This window comes from Burkholderia glumae LMG 2196 = ATCC 33617 (assembly GCF_000960995.1).
Lineage (GTDB): Bacteria > Pseudomonadota > Gammaproteobacteria > Burkholderiales > Burkholderiaceae > Burkholderia > Burkholderia glumae.
The window spans coordinates 2,817,424-2,835,526 of the sequence record NZ_CP009435.1 but is presented as its reverse complement, the minus strand read 5'-3'; the positions used below and the strand labels follow the sequence as shown (position 1 = coordinate 2,835,526).

Genomic DNA, 18,103 nt, shown 5'->3' with positions numbered 1-18,103 from the left:
GGGTGGCGGAAAATCCGGCAGGGCCGGACGGGAAGCCGCGTTCAGCGGAACACGACGGTGCGCGCGCCGTTCATCAGCACGCGATGCTCGCAGTGCCACTTGAGCGCGCGCGCGAGCACCACGCATTCGATGTCGCGGCCGATCGCGGCCAGCTCGCGCGGGCCGGCCGCGTGGTCGACGCGCTCGACGTCCTGCTCGATGATCGGCCCTTCGTCGAGGTCGGAGGTCACGTAGTGCGCCGTCGCGCCGATCAGCTTGACGCCGCGCGCGTGGGCCTGGCGGTACGGCTGCGCGCCCTTGAAGCTGGGCAGGAAGCTGTGGTGGATGTTGATCGCGCGCCCGCGCAGGCGCTCGCACAGCTCGGGCGAGAGGATCTGCATGTAGCGCGCGAGCACCACCAGCTCCACGCGCTCGCGCTCCAGCAGGCCGAGCAGGCGTGCCTCCTGGGCCGGCTTGCCGCCCGCGGCGGCGTCGAGCGGCAGGTGGTGGAACGCGAGCCCCGAGCGCTCGGCCATCTCGCGCAGGTCCTCGTGGTTCGACACCACGGCGGCGATCTCCACCGGCAGCTGCCCCACGCTCTGGCGGAACATCAGGTCGTTCAGGCAATGGCCCTCGCGGCTCACCAGGATCGCGGCGCGCGGCCGCCAGCCGGCGTCGTGGACCTCGATCTGCATGTCGTAGTCGCGGCGCAGCGGGTCGAGCAGCCGCGCGATCGCCTCGGGGCCGGCGGCGCGGCCGGGCGCCTCGAGGTGCACGCGCATGAAGAAGCGGCCCGGCGCGGCGGCGGTGCCGTCGGTGCCGGCCGGCGTGGCGCATGCGTCGAAGTCGCTGAACTGCTGCGCGTCGACGATGTTGCAGCCGGCCTCGTAGAGCGCGCGCGACACGGCGTACACCACGCCGCGGCTGTCGGGGCACGACAGCCGCAGCACGAACTCGCGGCCCGCGGGCGCGGCGGCCCGGCCGCGCACGCGGGCCAGCACCTGCGCGGCGTCGTCGTGACGGCGCGCGTGCGGGGAATCGATCAGGGTTTCGTTGCGGGTCACAGGTTGTTCTCCGGAAAGCCGATGCCGATCGGCACCACCATGCCCGCGACCGGCAAGTCGTCGCGGGCGATCCAGGCGGCGAGCGCGTTCGCCACCGCGAGCGCGCCGTTGGGTTGGAAGCGCAGCGCGAACGCCTTCAGGCCGTCGCGCGCGTCACGCCAGGCCGAGGCGTCGGCGGCCTCCTCGGCGGCCGGCTGCAGATGCGCGGCATTGACCTTCACGCCGAGCCGCAGCATTTCCTTGCCGAGGCTCTTGACCGCCGCGTGGCGCGCGCGCACGTCCACCGGCAGCGCGGCGGGCGTGGTGGCGAGGTAGTAGCCCATGCTGTCCTCCTGCGTGAGCGTCCAGATCTGCGCGTTGCCGCCACGGCGCAGCAGCGTCGCGGCGGCCTGCAGCGCGGCGAGGAAATCGCCGAGGCGCGCCTCGAGCCGCTGCGCGAACGCGTCGAAGGCATCGAAGCCGTCGACCTCGGGGGCCGCCCCGGCCGCGCCAGCGCCGGTCGGCGCATCGTGCGGCCGGCCGAACACGATCGTGTCGAACGGGCCGTGGCTCGCGTCCCACGCGGCCAGTTGCGCGGCGGGATGCGCGGCGCGCACCTTCACCACGCCGGGGCCGCCGTCCTGGAACGTCAGGCCGCCGTCGGCGCCGGCCGCCGCGGCGCCGTCGCGCCGATGCGCGAGCACCCGCGTGCCGGCCGCCGCGAGGCGCGCGCACAGCGCCTGCTCGATCACGCCGTGCGCGTCGATCACGAGCGCGCGCGCGCTCATGCGGTGGCCTGCGAGCGATGCTCGATCACCAGCGCGGCAAGCCCGCCCACGCTGTTGCCCGAGGCCTCGATCAGCGCGCGGTTCAGCACCGGCAGGCTGACCCGGAAGCGGCCTTCGAGCGCCACCTGCAGGTCCAGCACGTCGAGCGAATCGAGCGCCAGCCCCTCGTCGAGCAGCCGCGTGTCGGCGCCGATCTCGGCCGGGTCCACGCCGGCCGCCGATTCGAGCGCGGGCAGCAGTTCGGTCCTGATCACCTCGATGATCTCGTGCTTCGTCGTTACGTCGCTCATGCTTGTCTCCGTCTGGGTTGAGGGTCCGGCGGCGCGCCGCGCGGCTACTGCGTCAGGTACAGCGTGACGGTCGCGCTCATGCAGCGCTCGGTGCCGCGCAACACCACCGCCTCGAAATTCGCCACCGCGCCGGCGCGCGGCGCGGCGCTGCCGGCCGGCAGCGTCACGCAGGCCTCGAGCGCCTGCCCGGGCAGCACCGGCTGGACGAAACGCGCGTTGCGCACGCCCACCAGGTGGCAGCGCGCCTCGCCGCCGCGCCGCTGGCCGACGAGCAGGTTCGCGGTCTGCGCGACGAACTCCACCAGCAGCACGCCCGGCACGATCGGCGCGTCGGGGAAATGGCCGGCGAACCACGGCTCGTCGGGCGCGAACTGCTGGAAGCCGCGGATCGCGAGGCCGTCGGCGGCCACCTGCGCATGGCGCACGAACAGGAACGGCGCGCGATGCGCGAGCAGCCGCGTCACCGCGTCGGGGCCGAGCGCGGTGCCGGCGTCGAGCGTGGCGCGCGCCTCGGCGGCGGCCGGCGGGCGGGCGGCCGTCATGCGCACACCCCCGCCGGCTCGCCGGCCGGCAGATGCGGCGCCAGCGCGTCGACCAGCGCCTGCGGGTGCCGCACCGCGCGGCGCGTGGCGCGCTCCACCGCCACCATCTCGATGCTGATGCGCGCGATCGCGTCCGCGCCGCGCGTGACCTCGGTCACCCACAGCGAGCGCGAGGCCGTGATGCCGCCGATCCGCGAACGCAGCGCGAGGCGGTCCTCGAGCCAGGCCGGCGCGTGGTAGACGGCCTCGACGCGGCGCACGATGAACAGCAGGCCGTCGGCGGCGAGCCGCGCGAACGAGTAGCCGGCCGCGACCATCAGCCGGTTGCGCGCGCGCTCGGCCATCTCGATGTAGCGCGCGTGGTAGACGATGCCGCCCGCGTCGGTGTCGGCGTAGCCGACGTCGTAGAGCAGCGTGATGTCGTCGTCGGGATCGGGTTGCATGCTTGGGCTCCGTGAAGAAGTTGCGTATCGGGAACTGCGTGCCCGCTCGATGGTGTCGGCGCGCTCAACGGTTGAAGCCGCCGTCGAGCCGCAGCGTGGTGCCGTGCAGGTAGCCCGGTTCGAGCAGGAACGCCACCGCGCGCGCCACCTCGTCGGCCTGCCCGACGCGCCGCGCCGCGCTGCCGCCGACGATGTGGGCCGTCATCGCCGGCGTGAGGCCGGCGATCATCTCGGTGTCGATGAAGCCGGGCGCCACCGCGTTGGCGGTGAGTCCCGCGGCCGCGTAGCGCCGCGCGAGCCAGTGCGTGAAGCCGATCAGCCCGCCCTTGCTGGCCGCGTAGGCCACCTGCCCCTCCTTGCCGGCCACGCCGCCGAGCGAGGCGAGATTGACCACCGCCGGCGCGCGGCCGCGCAGCAGGTGCGGCAGCGCCGCGCCGGTGACGCGGATCGCGCCGAGCAGGTTGGTGCGCAGCACGTTCAGATAGCGCTCGGCCTCGAGCGTGACGAACGCGCCGTCGTCGACCATGCCGGCGTTGTTGACCAGCGCGTCGAGCCCGCCCAGGCGCCGCGCGGCCTCCTCGGCCAGCGCGCGCGCCGCGTGCGGGTCGGTCACGTCGGCGCGCAGCACGGCGGCCGTCACGCCCGCCGCCGCCAGCTCGCGTTCGAGCGCGGCGGCCGCCCGCGCGTCGTGACGGTAGGAGGCCGCCACGCGCCAGCCGGCCGCCGCCAGCCGCCGCACGATCGCCGCGCCGATGCCGCGCGTGCCGCCCGTCACCAGCACCGCGCGCCCCGCCGGCGCGCTCATGCGCGACGGCGCGAGACGCTGCCCGCGATCACGATCTTCTGGATCTCCGAGGTGCCCTCGTAGATGCGCAGCGCGCGCGCCTGCCGGAACAGGCTCTCGGCCGGCGAGCCGGCCACCAGCCCGGCCGCGCCGAACAGCTGCACCGCGTCGTCGGCCACCCGCGCGAGGCCGTCGGTGGCGACCAGCTTGGTGATGCTGGCGTGCGCGGCCACCTCGGCCACGCCGGTGTCGAACTCCCAGGCGGTGCGCGCCACCAGCAGCGCGGTGCTGTCGGCGAACGCCGCCATGTTGGCGATCTTGTCGATCGTGAACTGCTGCTGCAGCAGCTTGCCGCCCGCCACCGGCCGCTCGCGCGCCCACTCCAGCGAGGCGGCCAGCGCGCGCCGCGCGAAGCCGAGCGCGGCCGCGCCGACGCTGGCGCGATAGATGTTGAGGATCTCCATCGCGTAGCGAAAGCCCATGCCGGCCGTGCCGATCAGCGCGTCGGCCGGCAGCGCGGCCTGCTCGAACGCGAGCGAGGCGAACGCGCGCGGCGCGAGCAGCGCGATGCCGTTCGGCGTCACGCCCGCGGTGGCGGCCGGCACCGAGAGGAAGCTCAGCCCGAGCCCGCCCGGGCCCTCGCCGGTGCGCAGCAGCACCGCGTGGTGGTCGGCGATGTCGCCGTTCGACACCCAGGTCTTGAGGCCGTCCACCGCATAGCCGTCGGCGGTGCGTTCGGCGGCCACCGCCACCGCCGCGAGGTTCGAGCCCGCCTCCGGTTCCGACAGCGCGAGCGAGCCGATGACGGTGCCGTCGCGCAGCCCGGGCAGCCAGGCCGCGCGCTGCGCCGCGCTGCCGTACCAGGCGATCGGCGCGGCCGCGAGCCCCTGGATCGAGAACGCGAAATCGACCAGGTCGTCGAGATAGGCGAACGCCTCGCGGATCAGGCACAGCGCGCGCACGTCGGGCCGTTCGCGGCCCGGCGCCGGATCGACCGCATGGCGCAGCCAGCCGTCCTGGCCGAGCAGGCGCGTGTAGAGGCGCCCGCGCTCGGCCGCGTCGAGCCGCTCGTACTCGTGCGGCAGCCACGCGTGGGCCTCGACCCAGGCCTCGAGGTCGGCGGCCAGCGCGCGATGGGTGGCGTCGTAGAACGGCAGGTTCAGGATCGCCGGATCGAAAATCTTCATGCTGCTCCCGTACTGGAATGGTGGATGACGTTCAGGCGAGGCCCGCGAGGCCGAGTTCGTCGAACAGGCTGCGCAGCGTCGCGTAATCGCGCGACAGCCGCACCCCGGCGTTGCGCGCGTCCAGGCGCGCCAGGATCCGCTCGCGATGCGGCACCGCCAGATACGCGAGGATCGCGTGCCAGGCGGTGGTGTCGGGGGTCGTGAACACGTCGAGCGCGGCGGCGATCTCGGCGGCGAACGCGGCCTGCCCCGGCGCGTCGAGCGCGCGGTAGACCGAGCCCACGATCTCGTGGAAGCCGGTGCCGTGCGCGGCCTCGTCGCGCCGGTGCAGATCGGTGTTGATGCGGTTCAGCGGCTGGATCGACTGATCGGTGGAGACCTGCGTCAGGTAGGCGTTGATCGACATCTCCGCGACCGAGGCATAGGCGAGCCGCACGATCGCCGCCTCGCGAGCGTCGCGCGCGGCGGCCAGGCGCGCGCGCTGCGCGGCGCCCACCAGCGGCTCGGGCACCTCCAGGTCGCCGAGCCGGTGCCGCGCGCGCGCGCAGTGGCAGACCTCGAGGCACATCAGGATGTGGAACTGCTCGTCCACCTGGATCTGCGCGAGCGTCTGCTTGAGCCGCGCGTCGCCGGTGCCGGGCAGGCGGCGCTTCAGCAGCAGGCTGCAAAGCGGCTGCACGATCTCGTCCTCCAGGTACATCGCCTTCTCGTTGTAGGCGACCCAGGCCGCGCCGAGCAGGCGCAGCTTGTCGGCGTGCGGCAGCGGCGCGAAATCCTCGTCGTCCCAGAACGGCACCATCGAGATCGGGAACTCGGGGATCGAGTCGTCGCAGTATTGCGTCAGGTCCAGCCGCGGCTGCCGAACGGCCACGCGGTGGTCCCAGCTGGCGGCGAGCCGTTCCACCACCTTGGCGGTGAAGCTCGCATCGTGATCGAGTGTCGTATACATGGTGCTGTCAGTCTCCCGGCGGCTGCGATGCGGCCGGCCGTTGCTCGGTGGGGGGCCGGCCGCGGCGCGCGTCGGGCACGCGCCGCGGCCGGATCGCGCGCATCACTGCACCGTTTCGAGCGCGCGCGCCTGCACGCTGCGCTGCCGCGCGGCGCCGGCCTCGATCGCGTCGAAGAACGCGAGGCGCGCGTCCACCAGCGCCTCGCCCGCGCTCAGCATGGTCTGCACCCGCTCGCCGTCGCGCTGCGCGATCTCCACCAGGATGTCGCGCATGGTCTCGGCGTGGCCGTCGTCGCATTCCACGTGGATGTGGAAGAACGCCAGCGCGCCGGCGGCCGCGCCGTGCGCCTCGAAGCCCTTGATGAGGTCGGCGTAGACCACCGGCACCAGCGCCTCGGCACCGAGGCACAGCGCGGCCAGGCCGCGTGCCGGGTCGGGATGGCGGCAGTGGTCGAACATCGTGTCGATCAGCCGGCGCGTGCCGATCAGCGGCCGTGCGCCGTCCAGCGACAGGCCGAAGTGTTCGAGCATGGCGCGGTACACGAGGCTGTGAGGGGTCTGGCTGTCGTCGGTCAGGCCCAGCTCCTCGCAGAGGTTGCCGGCCAGCTTCTGCACGTCGGCGTTGTCCGGCAGGTTCGCCATCAGCGCGCACAGGTAGCGCGTGAAGTAGCTGCTGTAGAGCCCCTGCTGCACCAGGAACAGCTTCAGCTCGTCGAGCGGTACGTCGCCCGAGCGGCAGCGCGCGAGAAACGAATGGTCGCGAATGCGGGCCACCAGCCCGGCCCTCGCCTCCTCCAGTACGTCCAGATGCATCTCCATCGTCCATCACTCCTTGCCCAAGTGGCGTTTTCCGCCGGCCTCGCCAGCGTCCTTCAGAAACGCCGCGATCCGCTCGTGCAGATCACGGCTCGTATGTACCGCGAAATGTCCGGCCGCCTCGACGATCTGCAGCGCCGCGCCGAGCGCGCCGGCCACCGCGCGCGAGGTGGCCGCGTGGATCACCTCGTCCTGCGCGCCGTGCAGCACCAGCGCGGGCAGGCCGAGGCCGGCCAGCCGCGCGGCCCAGTCGTCGCGCCGGCAGCCGTGCTGCAGGCGCGCGTAGCGCACGATCGAGGCGTCGTCCACGAACGGCAGCGCGTTGAGGATCGCGAGCTGGCCGTCGGGCGTGCCGTCGTCGGCGCGGCGCGCCTGCCCGAGCAGCACGCGCACCAGCGCGGCCTGCCCGTGCGCGCCGCCCGCGATGCGATCCCAGAGCGGCAGCACGCTGGCCTGGTAGGGGGTTCTGTCGGCCACGCCGGGCAGCTCGATCGACGGGCTCAGCAGCACCAGCCGGCCGGCCGTGACGAGGCCCTCGGCCAGCGCCTGCGCGGCCACGTTCGAACCGGCGCAGTAGGCCACCAGCGCGAACGCATGCGGCACGGCCGCGCCGCCCTTGGTGCCATCGCCGCCGCCGAGCGCGGCCAGCACCTCGGCCGCGTCGCGTGCGTGGCGGGCCAGCGAGAGATCCTCGGCGCCGGCCGCGCTGCCGGAGGCCGGCAGCCCGCGCGCCTCCCAGCCCACCACGTGATAGTCCGCGGCGAGCCGCGCGACCAGCGGCGCGACGAACGCCACCGACACGCCGAGCGCGTTGCAGACGAGCACGGTGGGCCGGCCGCGTGCGCCGGCCTCGTAGGCCGCGAGCGGCGTGCCGTCGCTGGCGGTGACCTCGCGCGCACGCAGCGCGTCGAGCGCGGCCAGTACCGCGAAGCCGCGCACCTCGGCCGGCAGCCGGCCCGCGAACGGATTCGGCGCTGGCCTCGCTGCCATCGCCGCGCTCGCCTCGTTGCCGTTCATGCGCTCGCCTGCGCCGGCGCTTGCCTTGTCGATCGGGTTCATGAGGCGGCCTCCTGCTGGCTGGATCGATGGCCGGCGCCGCCGGGCTTGCCGACCAGCACGCAGGTCGTCACCGGGCCGAGCCCCTTGACGACGAGCGCGTGCAGCCCGGGCTGCCAGCGGCCGGCCAGCCCCTCGGCCAGCGCGAGCGGTGCGCCGGCCGCGAGCCGCTCGACCGCGCCGGGCAGCCCCGGGGCGACCAGGTGCAGCGCCGGCTCGAGGCCGGCGGCGGCTTGCCCGGCCATGGCGCGGGCGGCCGCCACCAGCGGCCGGAAGCCGTCGCCGCGCGCGGCCTCGAAGGCGGCGTCGTCGAACAGCCGCTGCGACCAGCCCAGCAGCTGCCCCGCGTCGCCCGCGCGCGGCGCGCCGGCCGCGAGCCAGACCAGGCCGACGCCGGCATGGATCGCGGCGGCCTGCGCGAACGGCGCCTGCGCCCGCGCGCGTGCCACGTAGCGCTCGCTCGGCAGGTCGAAGCCGCCCGCGCACATCGCATCGGCATGGCCCGCCACGATCTGGCGCGCCGCGCCGACGATCGCGTCGAGCCCGGCCTGATAGCCGAGAAAGCTCAGATTCGGGCCTTGCAGCTCGCCCAGCGAGGCGAGAATCGCGGCGGTGGCGTTCGGCAGGCCGGTGGCGTACCACGACGGCGTGACGCGCTCGAAGCCATGCTCGTGGACGGCGCTCAGACACTGCTCGGCCACCTCGATCGAGCCGAACAGCGTGCCGAGGCTCACGCCCGCGCGCGGCGCGGCGCACCGCCGGTCGTCGTCGCCGAGCGCGGCGCGCAGGCGCTCGAAGGCGGCCAGCGCGAGGCGCGCCTTGACGGGCAGCGGGCCGACCTTGCGCGAGCGGCGCTCGGCATGCAGCCAGGCGTCGGCCGGCGTGCCGGGCGCGTCGGGCGCGGCGCCGGCGGTGGCCACGATGCGCAGCGCGGCTGTCGGATGGTGGCTCATGCCGCGCCCTCCTCGAGCTCGTGCAGCGCGGCCGGATCGGTCAGCACCATCACGCAGTTGTTGCCGCCGAAGCCGAACGCGTCCACCAGCACGCTGGCGCCCTCGAGCGGCCAGCCCGCGCCGTCGACGATCGGCGCGTCGCCGAGCGCGGCGTCGCGCGCCTGGAGATTCGCGGTGGGCGGCAAGCTCCGATGCCGCAGCGCGAGGCACGCGGCCGCGAGCGAGAAGGCCCCGGCCGCCGCCTGCGGATGGCCGAGCGTGGCCTTGATCGAGGTGACGGGCGGCAGCGCGTCGCTGCCGAACGCGGCCGCGAAGGCGGCGCGCAGCGCGGTGATCTCGGCGATGTCGTTGGTCGGCGTGCCGGTGCCGTGCGCGAACACGCCGGCCGGCCGCGCGGCACGCCCGCCATGCGCGGCCGGCGCGGTCAGCGCCGCGATCAGCGTGCGCGCCACGCCCTCGATGTCGGGCGCGGTGGCATGCGCGGCGTCACAGCCGGCCGCGCGCGCGCTCACCACCGCGTGGATCGTGGCGCGCCGCGCCAGCGCCGCGTCGAGCCGCTCCAGGCAGACGCAGGCCGCGCCCTCCGAGAGCACCACGCCCTGCCGGCTCGCGTCGAACGGCCGGCAGGCGTCGCGGGTGGCCACGCGCAGGCCGTTGAAGCCGCACACCGTGTATTCGAGCAGCACGTCCACGCCGCCGGCCACCATCGCATCGGCCTCGCCCGCCAGCAGCGCGTCGATCGCCAGCGACGGCGCGAGCAGCCCCGACGAGCAGGCCGTGGACAGCACGGCAAGCGGCCCCTGCCAGCGCGCGGCGTCGCCGGGCAGAAGCCGGCTCGCGTCGAACTCGGCCACGCCGGCCGCCTCGCCGCCATGGCGGCCCAGCAGCGCGTTCTCGGCCACCTCGACGCCGGCGGTGGTGGTGCCGAGCACGCAGCCGATCCGCATCCCGGCCGGCGCGGCGCCCGCAGCCGGCTCGGCCGGCCCGCCGTGGGCCAGCCCCGCCGCCTCCAGGCAGCGCTCCACGGCGAAGCGCGCCAGCGCCGCGGCGCGGTTCTCGACGCCGCCGCGCGCCACATCGAGCGCGCGCCACTGGGCCTCGGGGATCGCCACGCAGTTGTCGACCGGATAGGCCGCGAGCGAGCGCTTCGGCCAGGGGCCGCGCAGCTCGGCGCGCCCGGCCAGCGCGGCCCACAGCGCGGCGGGCGTGGAGCCGGCCGGCGAGATCAGGCCGATCCCGGTGATCGCGACCGGCGGGCTCATGCGGCGGCCTCCCGCTGCGCGGCGGCGACCACGGCCTCGGCCAGCGAGGCCAGCGTCAGTTGCGCCAGCGAGCCGGCCGGCAGTTCGATCGCGTAGCGCGCCTGACAGCGCACGATCAGGTCGATCAGCTCGACCGAATTCAGGCCGGTCTCGACGATCGGCTGTTCCAGCCCGAGCGCGTCGGGCTCGACCTGCAGCATCGCGGCGAGCATCGCGCGCAGCGTGGCAATGGCCTCGGCACGTGCCTCGGCGAGCCGTTCTGGCCAGGCCGGGTGCGCGGTGGACGAATGGGCGTTCAAGTCGGAATCCTCGTGGTGGTCGGAGTGGCCGCGACGGTCGTGGCGACCCTCGCGGTATCGGGTTGCATCCGGTAGCGGAGCGCGCGGCGCATCTCGCGCTCAGTGCGGCCGCGGCGCGTCGCCGCCGGGCCGCGCGGCGGGCACGGCGGCCGGCGGCGCCGCCCGCATCGTCGCGAGCCGCAGCGAGCAGGCGATCGCCACCAGCGCCAGCGCCGCGATCGCGAAGGTGACGCTCGAGATGGCCTGCGCCGAGCGCGGCACGTCGCCGGGCCGTGCGATGGCCAGATAGACCGAGCCGAGCGCGGCCACGCCGATCACGATCGACAGCTGCACCGAGGTGGAGACGAGGCCGCTCAACGCGGGCGCATGGCGCGCCGCGGTGCGCTGCGTCATCTGGCTGACGGTGGTGCCGAACGTGAGGCCGTGGCTCGCGCCGGCCAGGAACAGCAGCGGCACCATCAGCGCGGCCAGCCAGCCGAACTGGCGCGCGCCGGTGCCGAACGCGGCGTTGGCCACCACCATCACGGCCAGCGCCGCGGCGGGCGTGAAGCGCAGCAGCCGCGCCGGCAGCTTCGACCAGCTCACGTTCGAGATGCCGAAGCCGAATGCGTAGGCCGCGAACACGAAGCCGGAGATCATCGGCGAATCGCCCAGCCCGGTCTGCAGGTACAGCGCGCAGGCGAACAGCCAGCCGCCGTAGCCGATGAAGCCGATCGACACCACCGCCAGGCCGGGACGGATGCCGGGCGCGAGCAGCGCGTCCAGATCCAGCAGCGGGGCCGCGCCGCGCCGCGCGAGGCCGTGCTCGAAGCGCAGGAACACCGCCAGCCCGGCCACCCCGGCGGCCAGCGCGACCCACACCCAGGCGGCCCAGCCGGCGTCGTGGCCGAACGTGAGCGGCACCACCACCAGCAGCATCGCCGCCGTCAGCAGCGCCACGCCGGCCAGATCGAGCCGGCGCCGCTTGGCGCCGGCCAGGTCCGGCAGCACCGCGGGCGCGTACAGCAAGAGCACGATGCCGATCGGCACGTTGATGAGGAACGCCGGGCGCCACGACAGGCCGCCCAGGTTCGCGGTGATGATCAGCCCGCCGAGCGCCTGGCCGGCCGTGGAGCCGAGCCCGAGGATCATCGAGTAGTAGCCGATCGCGCGGGCCCGCTCCCGGCCCTCGTAGCTGCGCTGGATCAGCGACATCACCTGCGGCACCAGCATCGCCGCGCCCACGCCCTGCGCGAGGCGCCCAGCGATCAGCAGCCAGGTGTCGGGCGCCAGGCCGCAGGCCAGCGACGAGATCGTGAAGATCGCCAGGCCGTGGATGAACAGGCGCCGGTAGCCGTGATCGTCGCCGAGGCGCGCGCCGGTGATCAGGAACACGGCGTAGGCGAGGATGTAGCCGGCCACCACGAGCTGCAGCAGCGCGCCCGAGATGCCCAGGTCGGCGCGCAGCGCGGGCGCCGCGACGTTGACGATCGAGGTATCCATCGCCGCCATGCCCTGCCCGATCAGCAGCAGCGGCAGCATGCGGCGATGCGGCCGGACCGGGGCGGCGGCGCCCGGCGCGAGGGTGGAGGAATTCGACATGCCGGCTCCCTCGCCTTACGCGATCACGTCGCGCTTCAGGTGTTCGAGCTTGCCCTCGACGTCCTTCCAGCGCGCGGCGTCGGGCAGTGCCGCCCGCTTGCTGGTGATGCTGGGCCAGTTCTGCGCCAGCTCGCGGTTCAGGTCGAGGAAGATGCGCTGCTCGGGGGCGAGTGCGCTGTCCTGGCGGATCGCGTCCACCGGGCATTCGGGTTCGCACACGCCGCAGTCGATGCATTCGTCGGGATCGATCGCGAGGAAGTTCTCGCCTTCGTGAAAGCAGTCGACGGGACACACGTCGACGCAATCGGTGTGCTTGCACTGGATGCAGTTCTCGGTCACGACATAGGTCATCGAATTTCTCCTGGGGACGATGAGGGTTCGCTGGGGTGAGGCGTTGGTTGCGTTGCGGGTTCTGCTGTCGGGTGTGGCGGGCAGCCGGCTCCTGTCTCGCCTGCGCCGCGGCGGCCGGAGCACGGCTCAGGCCCCTGCCGCGGGCGGCGCGGCCGGCCGGCCGCGCACGTGCAGCGCGCGGCGCGCGGGGAACATCGCCACCGAGGCCACCGTGCATTCGCGGCGCACGTCGCCGGTGGGCGGCACCTCGATCGGCGCGCGCGCCAGGCCGTCGAGACAGGCGCGCGCGTCGGCCCCGGCCGGCAGGCTCGCCAGCAGCTCGCGGCAGGCCTCGAGCCGGCGCAGCGACGAGCTGCGCGCGAACGGATTGAGCGCGTCGTCGGACGCGAGCCCGGGGTGCAGGAAGTGGTTCGCGTGCGCGTGCTGCGCGCCCTCCAGCACCACCAGCGCATCGGGCGTGTACTCCACCGTCACCACGCGCGCCGCGTCGGCGATCGTCAGCGCGCGCGAGCTCGCGAGCGGCAGCGCCTGCAGCGTGTCGAGGCATTCGTCCACGCTCGCGCAGCGCTCGAGCAGATGGCGGATCGCCAGGTAGCCGGGGATGCCGGGCCGCCACTGGCCGCCGAGCACCAGGTTCAGCCCGATCGCGAGGCCGCGATCGTTGATGCCGAGGTAGCCGACCAGGCCCGTGAAGCTGAGCAGCGCCACGCCGGCCGGCCGCGCCGCGCCCGGGGCGCCGGCGATCTCGAGCACGTTCAGCTCGCCGGCCATGTCGCCGTTCAGGTCGATGGTCTGCGCGACGATCGATTCGCCGCCGGCATGCCGCCCGAAGGTGGTGCAATCGCCGCGCGCCGGAATCCGCTGGAAACCCGACAGCTCGCGGCGCAGCTGCAGCAGGAACGCATCCTCGGTGGCGATGTCGGCGCCCTCGGCCAGGCCGTGGATTTCCTCGGCCAGCTCGGGCAGCACGCGTTCGATCTCGCGGGTGTGGCTGGCGATCAGCGGCGCGAACTCGTGCAGGCGGCGTGCCGAGACGAGCGGCTCGAGCCGCGTGACGCGATCGCCGAGAAAGCGCGCGATCGGCTCGCGCAGCGCCGCGCCGTGCTGGCGGCCGACCTCGCGGCGCGAGCCGGCAAGGCGCAGGCAGCGCGCGGCGTCGAGATCCGCCTCGATCAGGAACGGCGAGGCGGGCGGCGCGGCGGCCGCGGCCGGGTCAGCGAAAACGGGTTGCGCGGACATCGGGCCACTCCGATTTGAGGATCGAGTAATAGACCGCGTCGCGGCGCCGGCCGCTCGGCATGAAGTTGAAGCTGCGCATCACGCCTTCCTCGGTCGCGCCGATGCCGCGCAGGCCGGCCCGCGCGCGCTCGTTGAGCACGTCGGTCTTGAACTCGACGCGCTCGCAGCCGAGCTCGCCGAACGCGTAGTCGAGCAGCAGGCCCTTGGCCGCGCGGTTCACGGCGGTGCCGCGATACGGCGCGCCGAGCCACGACCAGCCGATCTCGAGGCGCCGGTCGGCGGCCGCGAGATTGCCGAACGCGCTGGTGCCGGCGAACTGGCCGCTCTTGCGGTCGATGATCGCGAACACCACGCGCGTGCCGGCCAGCGAATCGGCGATCGCGCGTTCGAGGAACGCCACCAGGCTCGGCTCGTCGTGCACCACCGACACCATGTAGGTCCAGCTCTGCGGGTCGTAGGCGATGCGCGCGAAGCCGTCCTTGTCGTCGAGCCCGATGCGGCGCAGCGTGACGACCTCGTTCTCGAGCGTCGTGTTCAGTATCGCGGGGATGTTCCAGGTCATGTCGTCTCCGTCTGGATCAGGTCACGGCTTTCGAGGACAGCAGGCCGACGATGTCGCGCGCGCTGCGCAGCGCCGCCAGATCGTCCTCGGTGAATTCGGTCAGCGGCACGCCCGCGCTTTCGCAGACCGTGCTCATCAGCACGATCAGGTCCAGCGAGGTCAGGCCGAGGTCGTAGACGAGGTCGGCGTCGAGCGGCAGCGCCGCGGCCCCGGCGGCATCCTTGCCCGCCGCCTCGGCGAGGTGGCGCCGCACGATCGTTTCAATTTCGCTCACGCTGAAGCTCCATAGAGTTGGTCGATTTCCTGCCGGAACGCGTTGAAGATCTCGTTGCGCTTCGGCTTGAACTGCGAGGTGACGAAGCGCGTCTGGCCGCGAAACGGCTCGGGCGTGATGAACGCGCGCACGATCCGCTCGTCGGGCGCGAGGCTCGCGTTCAGCTCGCTCAGGTGCGCGCGGATCGCGGCGTGATCGGCGCGCGCGTCCTGCGGCGACACCACCGCCACCAGGAACGGCTTGCCCGAACCGAACAGCACGCACTCCTCCACGCCCTGGTGCGCCTTCACGCGCTCCTCCAGGCTGCGCACGTGGACGTTCTTGCCGTTGGCCAGCACGATCAGATCGTCGGCGCGCCCGAGGATGTAGAGGAAGCCGTCCTCGTCGATGCGCGCGAGGTCGCCCGTCCTGACCTCGCCCGTCGGCAGGAAGATCTTTTCGCTCGCGCCGGGCGCGCTGTAGAGGTAGCGCGTGTTCACCGGCTGCTCGGCGCCCACCACCAGCACGCCGTGCTCGTCGATGCGCGCGCGCTTACCGGGCAGCAGGCGCCCGACGCTGCCGGTGCGCGCCTGGCCCGGATAGTTCTTGCTGACGATGCAGGTCTCGTTCATGCCGTAGCCCTCGAAGATCGGCACGCCGGCCTCCTCGAAGAAACGCAGCGTCTGCGGGTTGGCCGGCGCCGAGCCGGTCCACAGGTAGCGGATGCGGCCGCCCAGCAGCGCATCGATGCGCAGGCGCCGTGCGGCCGGATCCGTCTCGCCGGCCGGCGTGAGCCGTTCGATGCGCTTCTTCACGCCGTCGAAGAAGCCCGGTACGCCCATTACCACGGTGGGCGGCTGCCGGCGCGCGATCTCGAGCGCGTACTCGAAGCGCGTGACGGTGGTGGCATGGCCATACGCCAGCGCCGAGTAGATCCAGTAGCGCTGTTGCAGCAGCGACAGCGGCAGGAACACCAGCAGGTCGTCGTCGGGGCCGTGCGCGTAGATCTGCTGGACCGCCGCGAGCGAGGCGTCGATGCTGCCGACGCGCGCGGCCAGCCCCTTCGGCTCGCCCGAGCTGCCCGAGGTGAACTTGATGGTGGTGACGTCGTCCTCGCCATAGACGGCCGTGTCGAACGCCGGCGCGACCGGATCGACCTCGCGGCCGTCGCCGGCCTGCGCCACCACCGCCTCGACGAGCTCGCGCAGGTCGTGGACGCCGCGCGCGGCGAACGGCGCGCCGCCGTCGGCCAGGATCGCGTCGAGGGCATAGCGCTCGACCAGCTCGCGGTTGGCCTCGAACTTGCCGAACTCGAAGCCGGCCGTGACATAGCCGGCCTTCAGCGCGGCCAGGTCGAGCAGCACCCAGGCCAGCCCGTTGCGCGCGACGATGCCGATCCGCGCGCCGCGCTTCAGGCCCGCCTCGCGCAGGCGCAGCGCGAGCCGCGCGGCCAGCGCGTCGAGCTGTGCGTGCGTGAGGTCGATGCGGCCGCCCTGCTGGAAGAACGTCACGCGCTGCGTGGCGTGCTTGCCGCCGTTCGCGGCCACCGCGTTGATCACCGATGGCGGGCGCGTCATCAGACCGAGCCCTCCGCGATGGTGGCCGCGCGCGCCACCGCCGGCTCGGGCAGGCGGTCGGCGGCAAGGTTGCGGTAGCTGCCGGCCGCGAAGCCCTGGATCGTCAGCCGCTTCGCATCGGGCGTCATCAGGTAGTTGGCGAGCGCGGTGTAGAGCGCTTCGAGCCAGAGCGTGCGGCGCCGGATGCGCAGCATGTCCTCGGTGCCGTACTCGGCGCCGTCGGCACGCACCACCCGCACGTCGTAGAAGCCGCGGTAGCGGCGCCCGGCGATGTTCAGCGGCGGACGCGACATGTCCGGCCCCGGCACGCGAATCGAGAACTTCACGCGCGCCCGGTTGTGCGCGGCGCGGTGCATGTCCGAATGCGCCGAGATGTCGGGCACGAGCGGCGGGTAGTACCAGTGGCGCGACTGGCGCACCAGCGGCCGGTCGAGGTTGCCGGGAATGAAGTGCCAGCGGTTGAACTGCATGCGCTTTTGCACCGAGCTCGCGATCACCGCGCTCTCGGCCTCGCCGTAGCGCTCGACGGTGCGGTGCGAGACGTAGGCCGTGAAGAAGCTGGCCGGCGTGAGCGCGTGGATCGTGTCGATCAGCGTGGCCTCGTCGTAGCTGACCAGTTGCCCGATGTCGCGCAGCGAGCTCGACATGCCGTAGTCCGAGCGCGTGGCCAGCACCGCCGAGGCCACCGTCTTCTCGATCAGGTACTCGGTCCAGCTGGTGACGGCCGGGCTGCCCGCGTCGCAGCCGATGCCGGCCACGTCGCGCGCGATCGCCGCGTTGGCCAGCAGTGCCATCGCCACGTACTCGGGCGGCTGGAATTCGCCGTGCGGCGAGACCAGGCCGCGGAAATCCTCGCCGAACTCGCGATACCACTGGTCGGCGGCCTCGGTCGAGGCCGTCGAGTCGAGAATCCGCTCGGTCTTCTGGAAGTTCAGGCCGTAGATCCAGCGGTAGCGCAGCCACGGCTTGCCGATCGCGCAGAGCGTCTGCTCGCGGATCAGCGCGGCGCGCTCGAACAGGTCGAGCTCGGCCGGCACCGCCACCTCGCAGCCCGCCTTCGTGTAGCTGTCCGAGAGCTGGTTCAGGCGCCCCACCACGTCGCGTGCGCTGAGCATCGCGCCGTTGAATTCCTCGAAGCGCACCGAACGGCCCGACAGGAACAGCGCGTGCAGCGCCGCCACCACCAGCCGCTCGTCGTCGCTCCAGTCGGCATAATCGCGCTTGCGCAGCGCGCTCAGGAAGCCGCCGCCGCTCTTGCTGTCGATCAGGTTCACGTAGCGGTCGATCAGCGCGAAGAAGCGGTCGCCGACGTAGAAGCAGACCGATTCGACGTGCTCGACGTGGTCGATCACCTCGTCCAGCACGCGCGGCAGCTGCCCCTCGGCATGGACGCGATCGAGCGCGGCGCGCACCTCCTTCATGCTTTCGCGCTCGACCGCGCGCCATGCTTCGGCCTCGGCCTCGATGGCGGCCAGCACGGCTGCACCCGCGTCGACGAAGCCGAGCTCCACCCAGCTGTCCGCCTCGTCGTAGGCGATCTTCGGCTCGGCGGCGGGGCGGATGTGCAGGCGGCCCAGCGAGTTGACGTAGAGCCGCAGCGTGGTGTCGGCCGGCGCCGGCGCGCTCGCCTGAACGCGCAGCTCGGGGTGCCGTTCGAGCACCGCCAATGCCGCGCGCTCCGGGACGCCGAGCGCGAGACGCGCCTGGTCGAGCGGATAGATGCCGCCGTGCGTCGCGGCGGACAGCGCGACGTCGTAGGCGGTACGGCCCGCATACGACTCGCCACGCAGGTACTCGGTCATGTCGAAACCGTACAGGCTGTGCGATGCGTGGTCTTGCGTCGGCGTATGTGCTCTGGGGTCCATCGTCCCTACCTCTCTTCGGCCAAAGAAACGTGATCGGATGGCGGGCGCGTCGCGGCTCGCGACGGATACCCGCCAGGTGCTGGGTTCGTATCGATTGGATGAAACGCGGCGCCGGACGCGCGGGAATGGCGGGCCTGCCGCCGGTGGCCGTCACGCGATCGCCGATAACTGATTTCAGCGCTTGCCGGGTTGCGTGACAACTACCAAACTTCGGAGTCCAATTTATTGTTATGGCGGCAGGCGATGCAAGAACGTGCTGCCCCGGCCCGGCGGCGGCGCCGCGA

At 73.4% G+C, this 18,103-nt stretch carries 20 protein-coding genes; all 20 read right to left on the bottom strand.

The genetic code is table 11. The features are described from left to right. Positions 1-41: 41 nt before the first annotated feature. Positions 42-968 (bottom strand): formyltetrahydrofolate deformylase, encoded by a 927-nt coding sequence (purU, locus tag KS03_RS25260; RefSeq protein ID WP_045678972.1) that lies wholly within the window; start codon positions 966-968, stop codon positions 42-44. 71 nt (positions 969-1,039) lie between these two features. Then, positions 1,040-1,810, bottom strand: a complete 771-nt coding sequence (locus KS03_RS25255; protein WP_039204180.1) for a hypothetical protein — start codon at positions 1,808-1,810, stop codon at positions 1,040-1,042. After that, the gene (locus KS03_RS25250) at positions 1,807-2,100 is read right to left on the bottom strand and encodes an acyl carrier protein (RefSeq protein WP_017925028.1); all 294 of its coding nucleotides are present in this window, start codon (positions 2,098-2,100) and stop codon (positions 1,807-1,809) included. The genes KS03_RS25255 and KS03_RS25250 overlap by 4 nt, the downstream gene beginning before the upstream one ends. A gap of 44 nt (positions 2,101-2,144) precedes the next feature. Continuing rightward, on the bottom strand, positions 2,145-2,642 hold the full coding sequence (locus KS03_RS25245) for a 3-hydroxyacyl-ACP dehydratase FabZ family protein (protein ID WP_015875709.1): 498 nt from the start codon (positions 2,640-2,642) through the stop codon (positions 2,145-2,147). Beyond that, positions 2,639-3,085, bottom strand: coding sequence for an acyl-CoA thioesterase (locus KS03_RS25240; protein ID WP_015875708.1), 447 nt, complete (start codon positions 3,083-3,085; stop codon positions 2,639-2,641). The genes KS03_RS25245 and KS03_RS25240 overlap by 4 nt, the downstream gene beginning before the upstream one ends. 64 nt (positions 3,086-3,149) lie before the next feature. Then, a complete protein-coding gene (locus tag KS03_RS25235; protein WP_015875707.1) occupies positions 3,150-3,890 on the bottom strand; it encodes an SDR family NAD(P)-dependent oxidoreductase in 741 nt (246 codons plus the stop codon). Further along, entirely contained in the window at positions 3,887-5,056 is a 1,170-nt protein-coding gene (locus tag KS03_RS25230) for an acyl-CoA dehydrogenase family protein (protein ID WP_015875706.1), read from the bottom strand. The genes KS03_RS25235 and KS03_RS25230 overlap by 4 nt, the downstream gene beginning before the upstream one ends. Positions 5,057-5,087: 31 nt before the next feature. After that, positions 5,088-6,005: a diiron oxygenase gene (locus tag KS03_RS25225; RefSeq protein ID WP_015875705.1), complete on the bottom strand. Its 918-nt coding sequence runs from the start codon at positions 6,003-6,005 to the stop codon at positions 5,088-5,090. A gap of 102 nt (positions 6,006-6,107) precedes the next feature. Next, a complete protein-coding gene (locus KS03_RS25220) occupies positions 6,108-6,824 on the bottom strand; it encodes an iron-containing redox enzyme family protein (protein WP_015875704.1) in 717 nt (238 codons plus the stop codon). Positions 6,825-6,830: 6 nt separating this feature from the next. Beyond that, positions 6,831-7,880: an alpha/beta fold hydrolase gene (locus KS03_RS25215; protein ID WP_015875703.1), complete on the bottom strand. Its 1,050-nt coding sequence runs from the start codon at positions 7,878-7,880 to the stop codon at positions 6,831-6,833. Then, positions 7,877-8,830 carry a beta-ketoacyl synthase N-terminal-like domain-containing protein gene (locus tag KS03_RS25210; protein WP_015875702.1) on the bottom strand — a complete coding sequence of 318 codons (954 nt, stop codon included), beginning with the start codon at positions 8,828-8,830 and terminating at the stop codon, positions 7,877-7,879. Before KS03_RS25210 ends, KS03_RS25215 begins: the two co-directional genes overlap by 4 nt. After that, the gene (locus KS03_RS25205) at positions 8,827-10,092 is read right to left on the bottom strand and encodes a beta-ketoacyl synthase N-terminal-like domain-containing protein (RefSeq protein ID WP_045678910.1); all 1,266 of its coding nucleotides are present in this window, start codon (positions 10,090-10,092) and stop codon (positions 8,827-8,829) included. The genes KS03_RS25210 and KS03_RS25205 overlap by 4 nt, the downstream gene beginning before the upstream one ends. Further along, complete coding sequence (locus tag KS03_RS25200; protein ID WP_035979702.1) at positions 10,089-10,391, bottom strand: acyl carrier protein; 303 nt, start codon at positions 10,389-10,391, stop codon at positions 10,089-10,091. The genes KS03_RS25205 and KS03_RS25200 overlap by 4 nt, the downstream gene beginning before the upstream one ends. A gap of 99 nt (positions 10,392-10,490) precedes the next feature. Further along, positions 10,491-11,972 (bottom strand): MFS transporter, encoded by a 1,482-nt coding sequence (locus tag KS03_RS25195; RefSeq protein ID WP_015875700.1) that lies wholly within the window; start codon positions 11,970-11,972, stop codon positions 10,491-10,493. A gap of 15 nt (positions 11,973-11,987) precedes the next feature. Then, positions 11,988-12,323: a ferredoxin FdxA gene (gene fdxA, locus KS03_RS25190; protein WP_015875699.1), complete on the bottom strand. Its 336-nt coding sequence runs from the start codon at positions 12,321-12,323 to the stop codon at positions 11,988-11,990. Positions 12,324-12,449: 126 nt separating this feature from the next. Continuing rightward, the gene (locus KS03_RS25185; protein ID WP_015875698.1) at positions 12,450-13,562 is read right to left on the bottom strand and encodes a C45 family autoproteolytic acyltransferase/hydrolase; all 1,113 of its coding nucleotides are present in this window, start codon (positions 13,560-13,562) and stop codon (positions 12,450-12,452) included. Then, complete coding sequence (locus KS03_RS25180) at positions 13,537-14,124, bottom strand: GNAT family N-acetyltransferase (protein ID WP_015875697.1); 588 nt, start codon at positions 14,122-14,124, stop codon at positions 13,537-13,539. Before KS03_RS25180 ends, KS03_RS25185 begins: the two co-directional genes overlap by 26 nt. Before the next feature lie 16 nt (positions 14,125-14,140). Further along, positions 14,141-14,398: a phosphopantetheine-binding protein gene (locus KS03_RS25175; protein ID WP_015875696.1), complete on the bottom strand. Its 258-nt coding sequence runs from the start codon at positions 14,396-14,398 to the stop codon at positions 14,141-14,143. After that, a complete protein-coding gene (locus KS03_RS25170) occupies positions 14,395-15,954 on the bottom strand; it encodes an AMP-binding protein (protein WP_015875695.1) in 1,560 nt (519 codons plus the stop codon). The genes KS03_RS25175 and KS03_RS25170 overlap by 4 nt, the downstream gene beginning before the upstream one ends. Then, on the bottom strand, positions 15,954-17,819 hold the full coding sequence (locus KS03_RS25165) for a hypothetical protein (protein WP_015875694.1): 1,866 nt from the start codon (positions 17,817-17,819) through the stop codon (positions 15,954-15,956). The genes KS03_RS25170 and KS03_RS25165 overlap by 1 nt, the downstream gene beginning before the upstream one ends. Between the last annotated feature and the right edge of the window lie 284 nt (positions 17,820-18,103).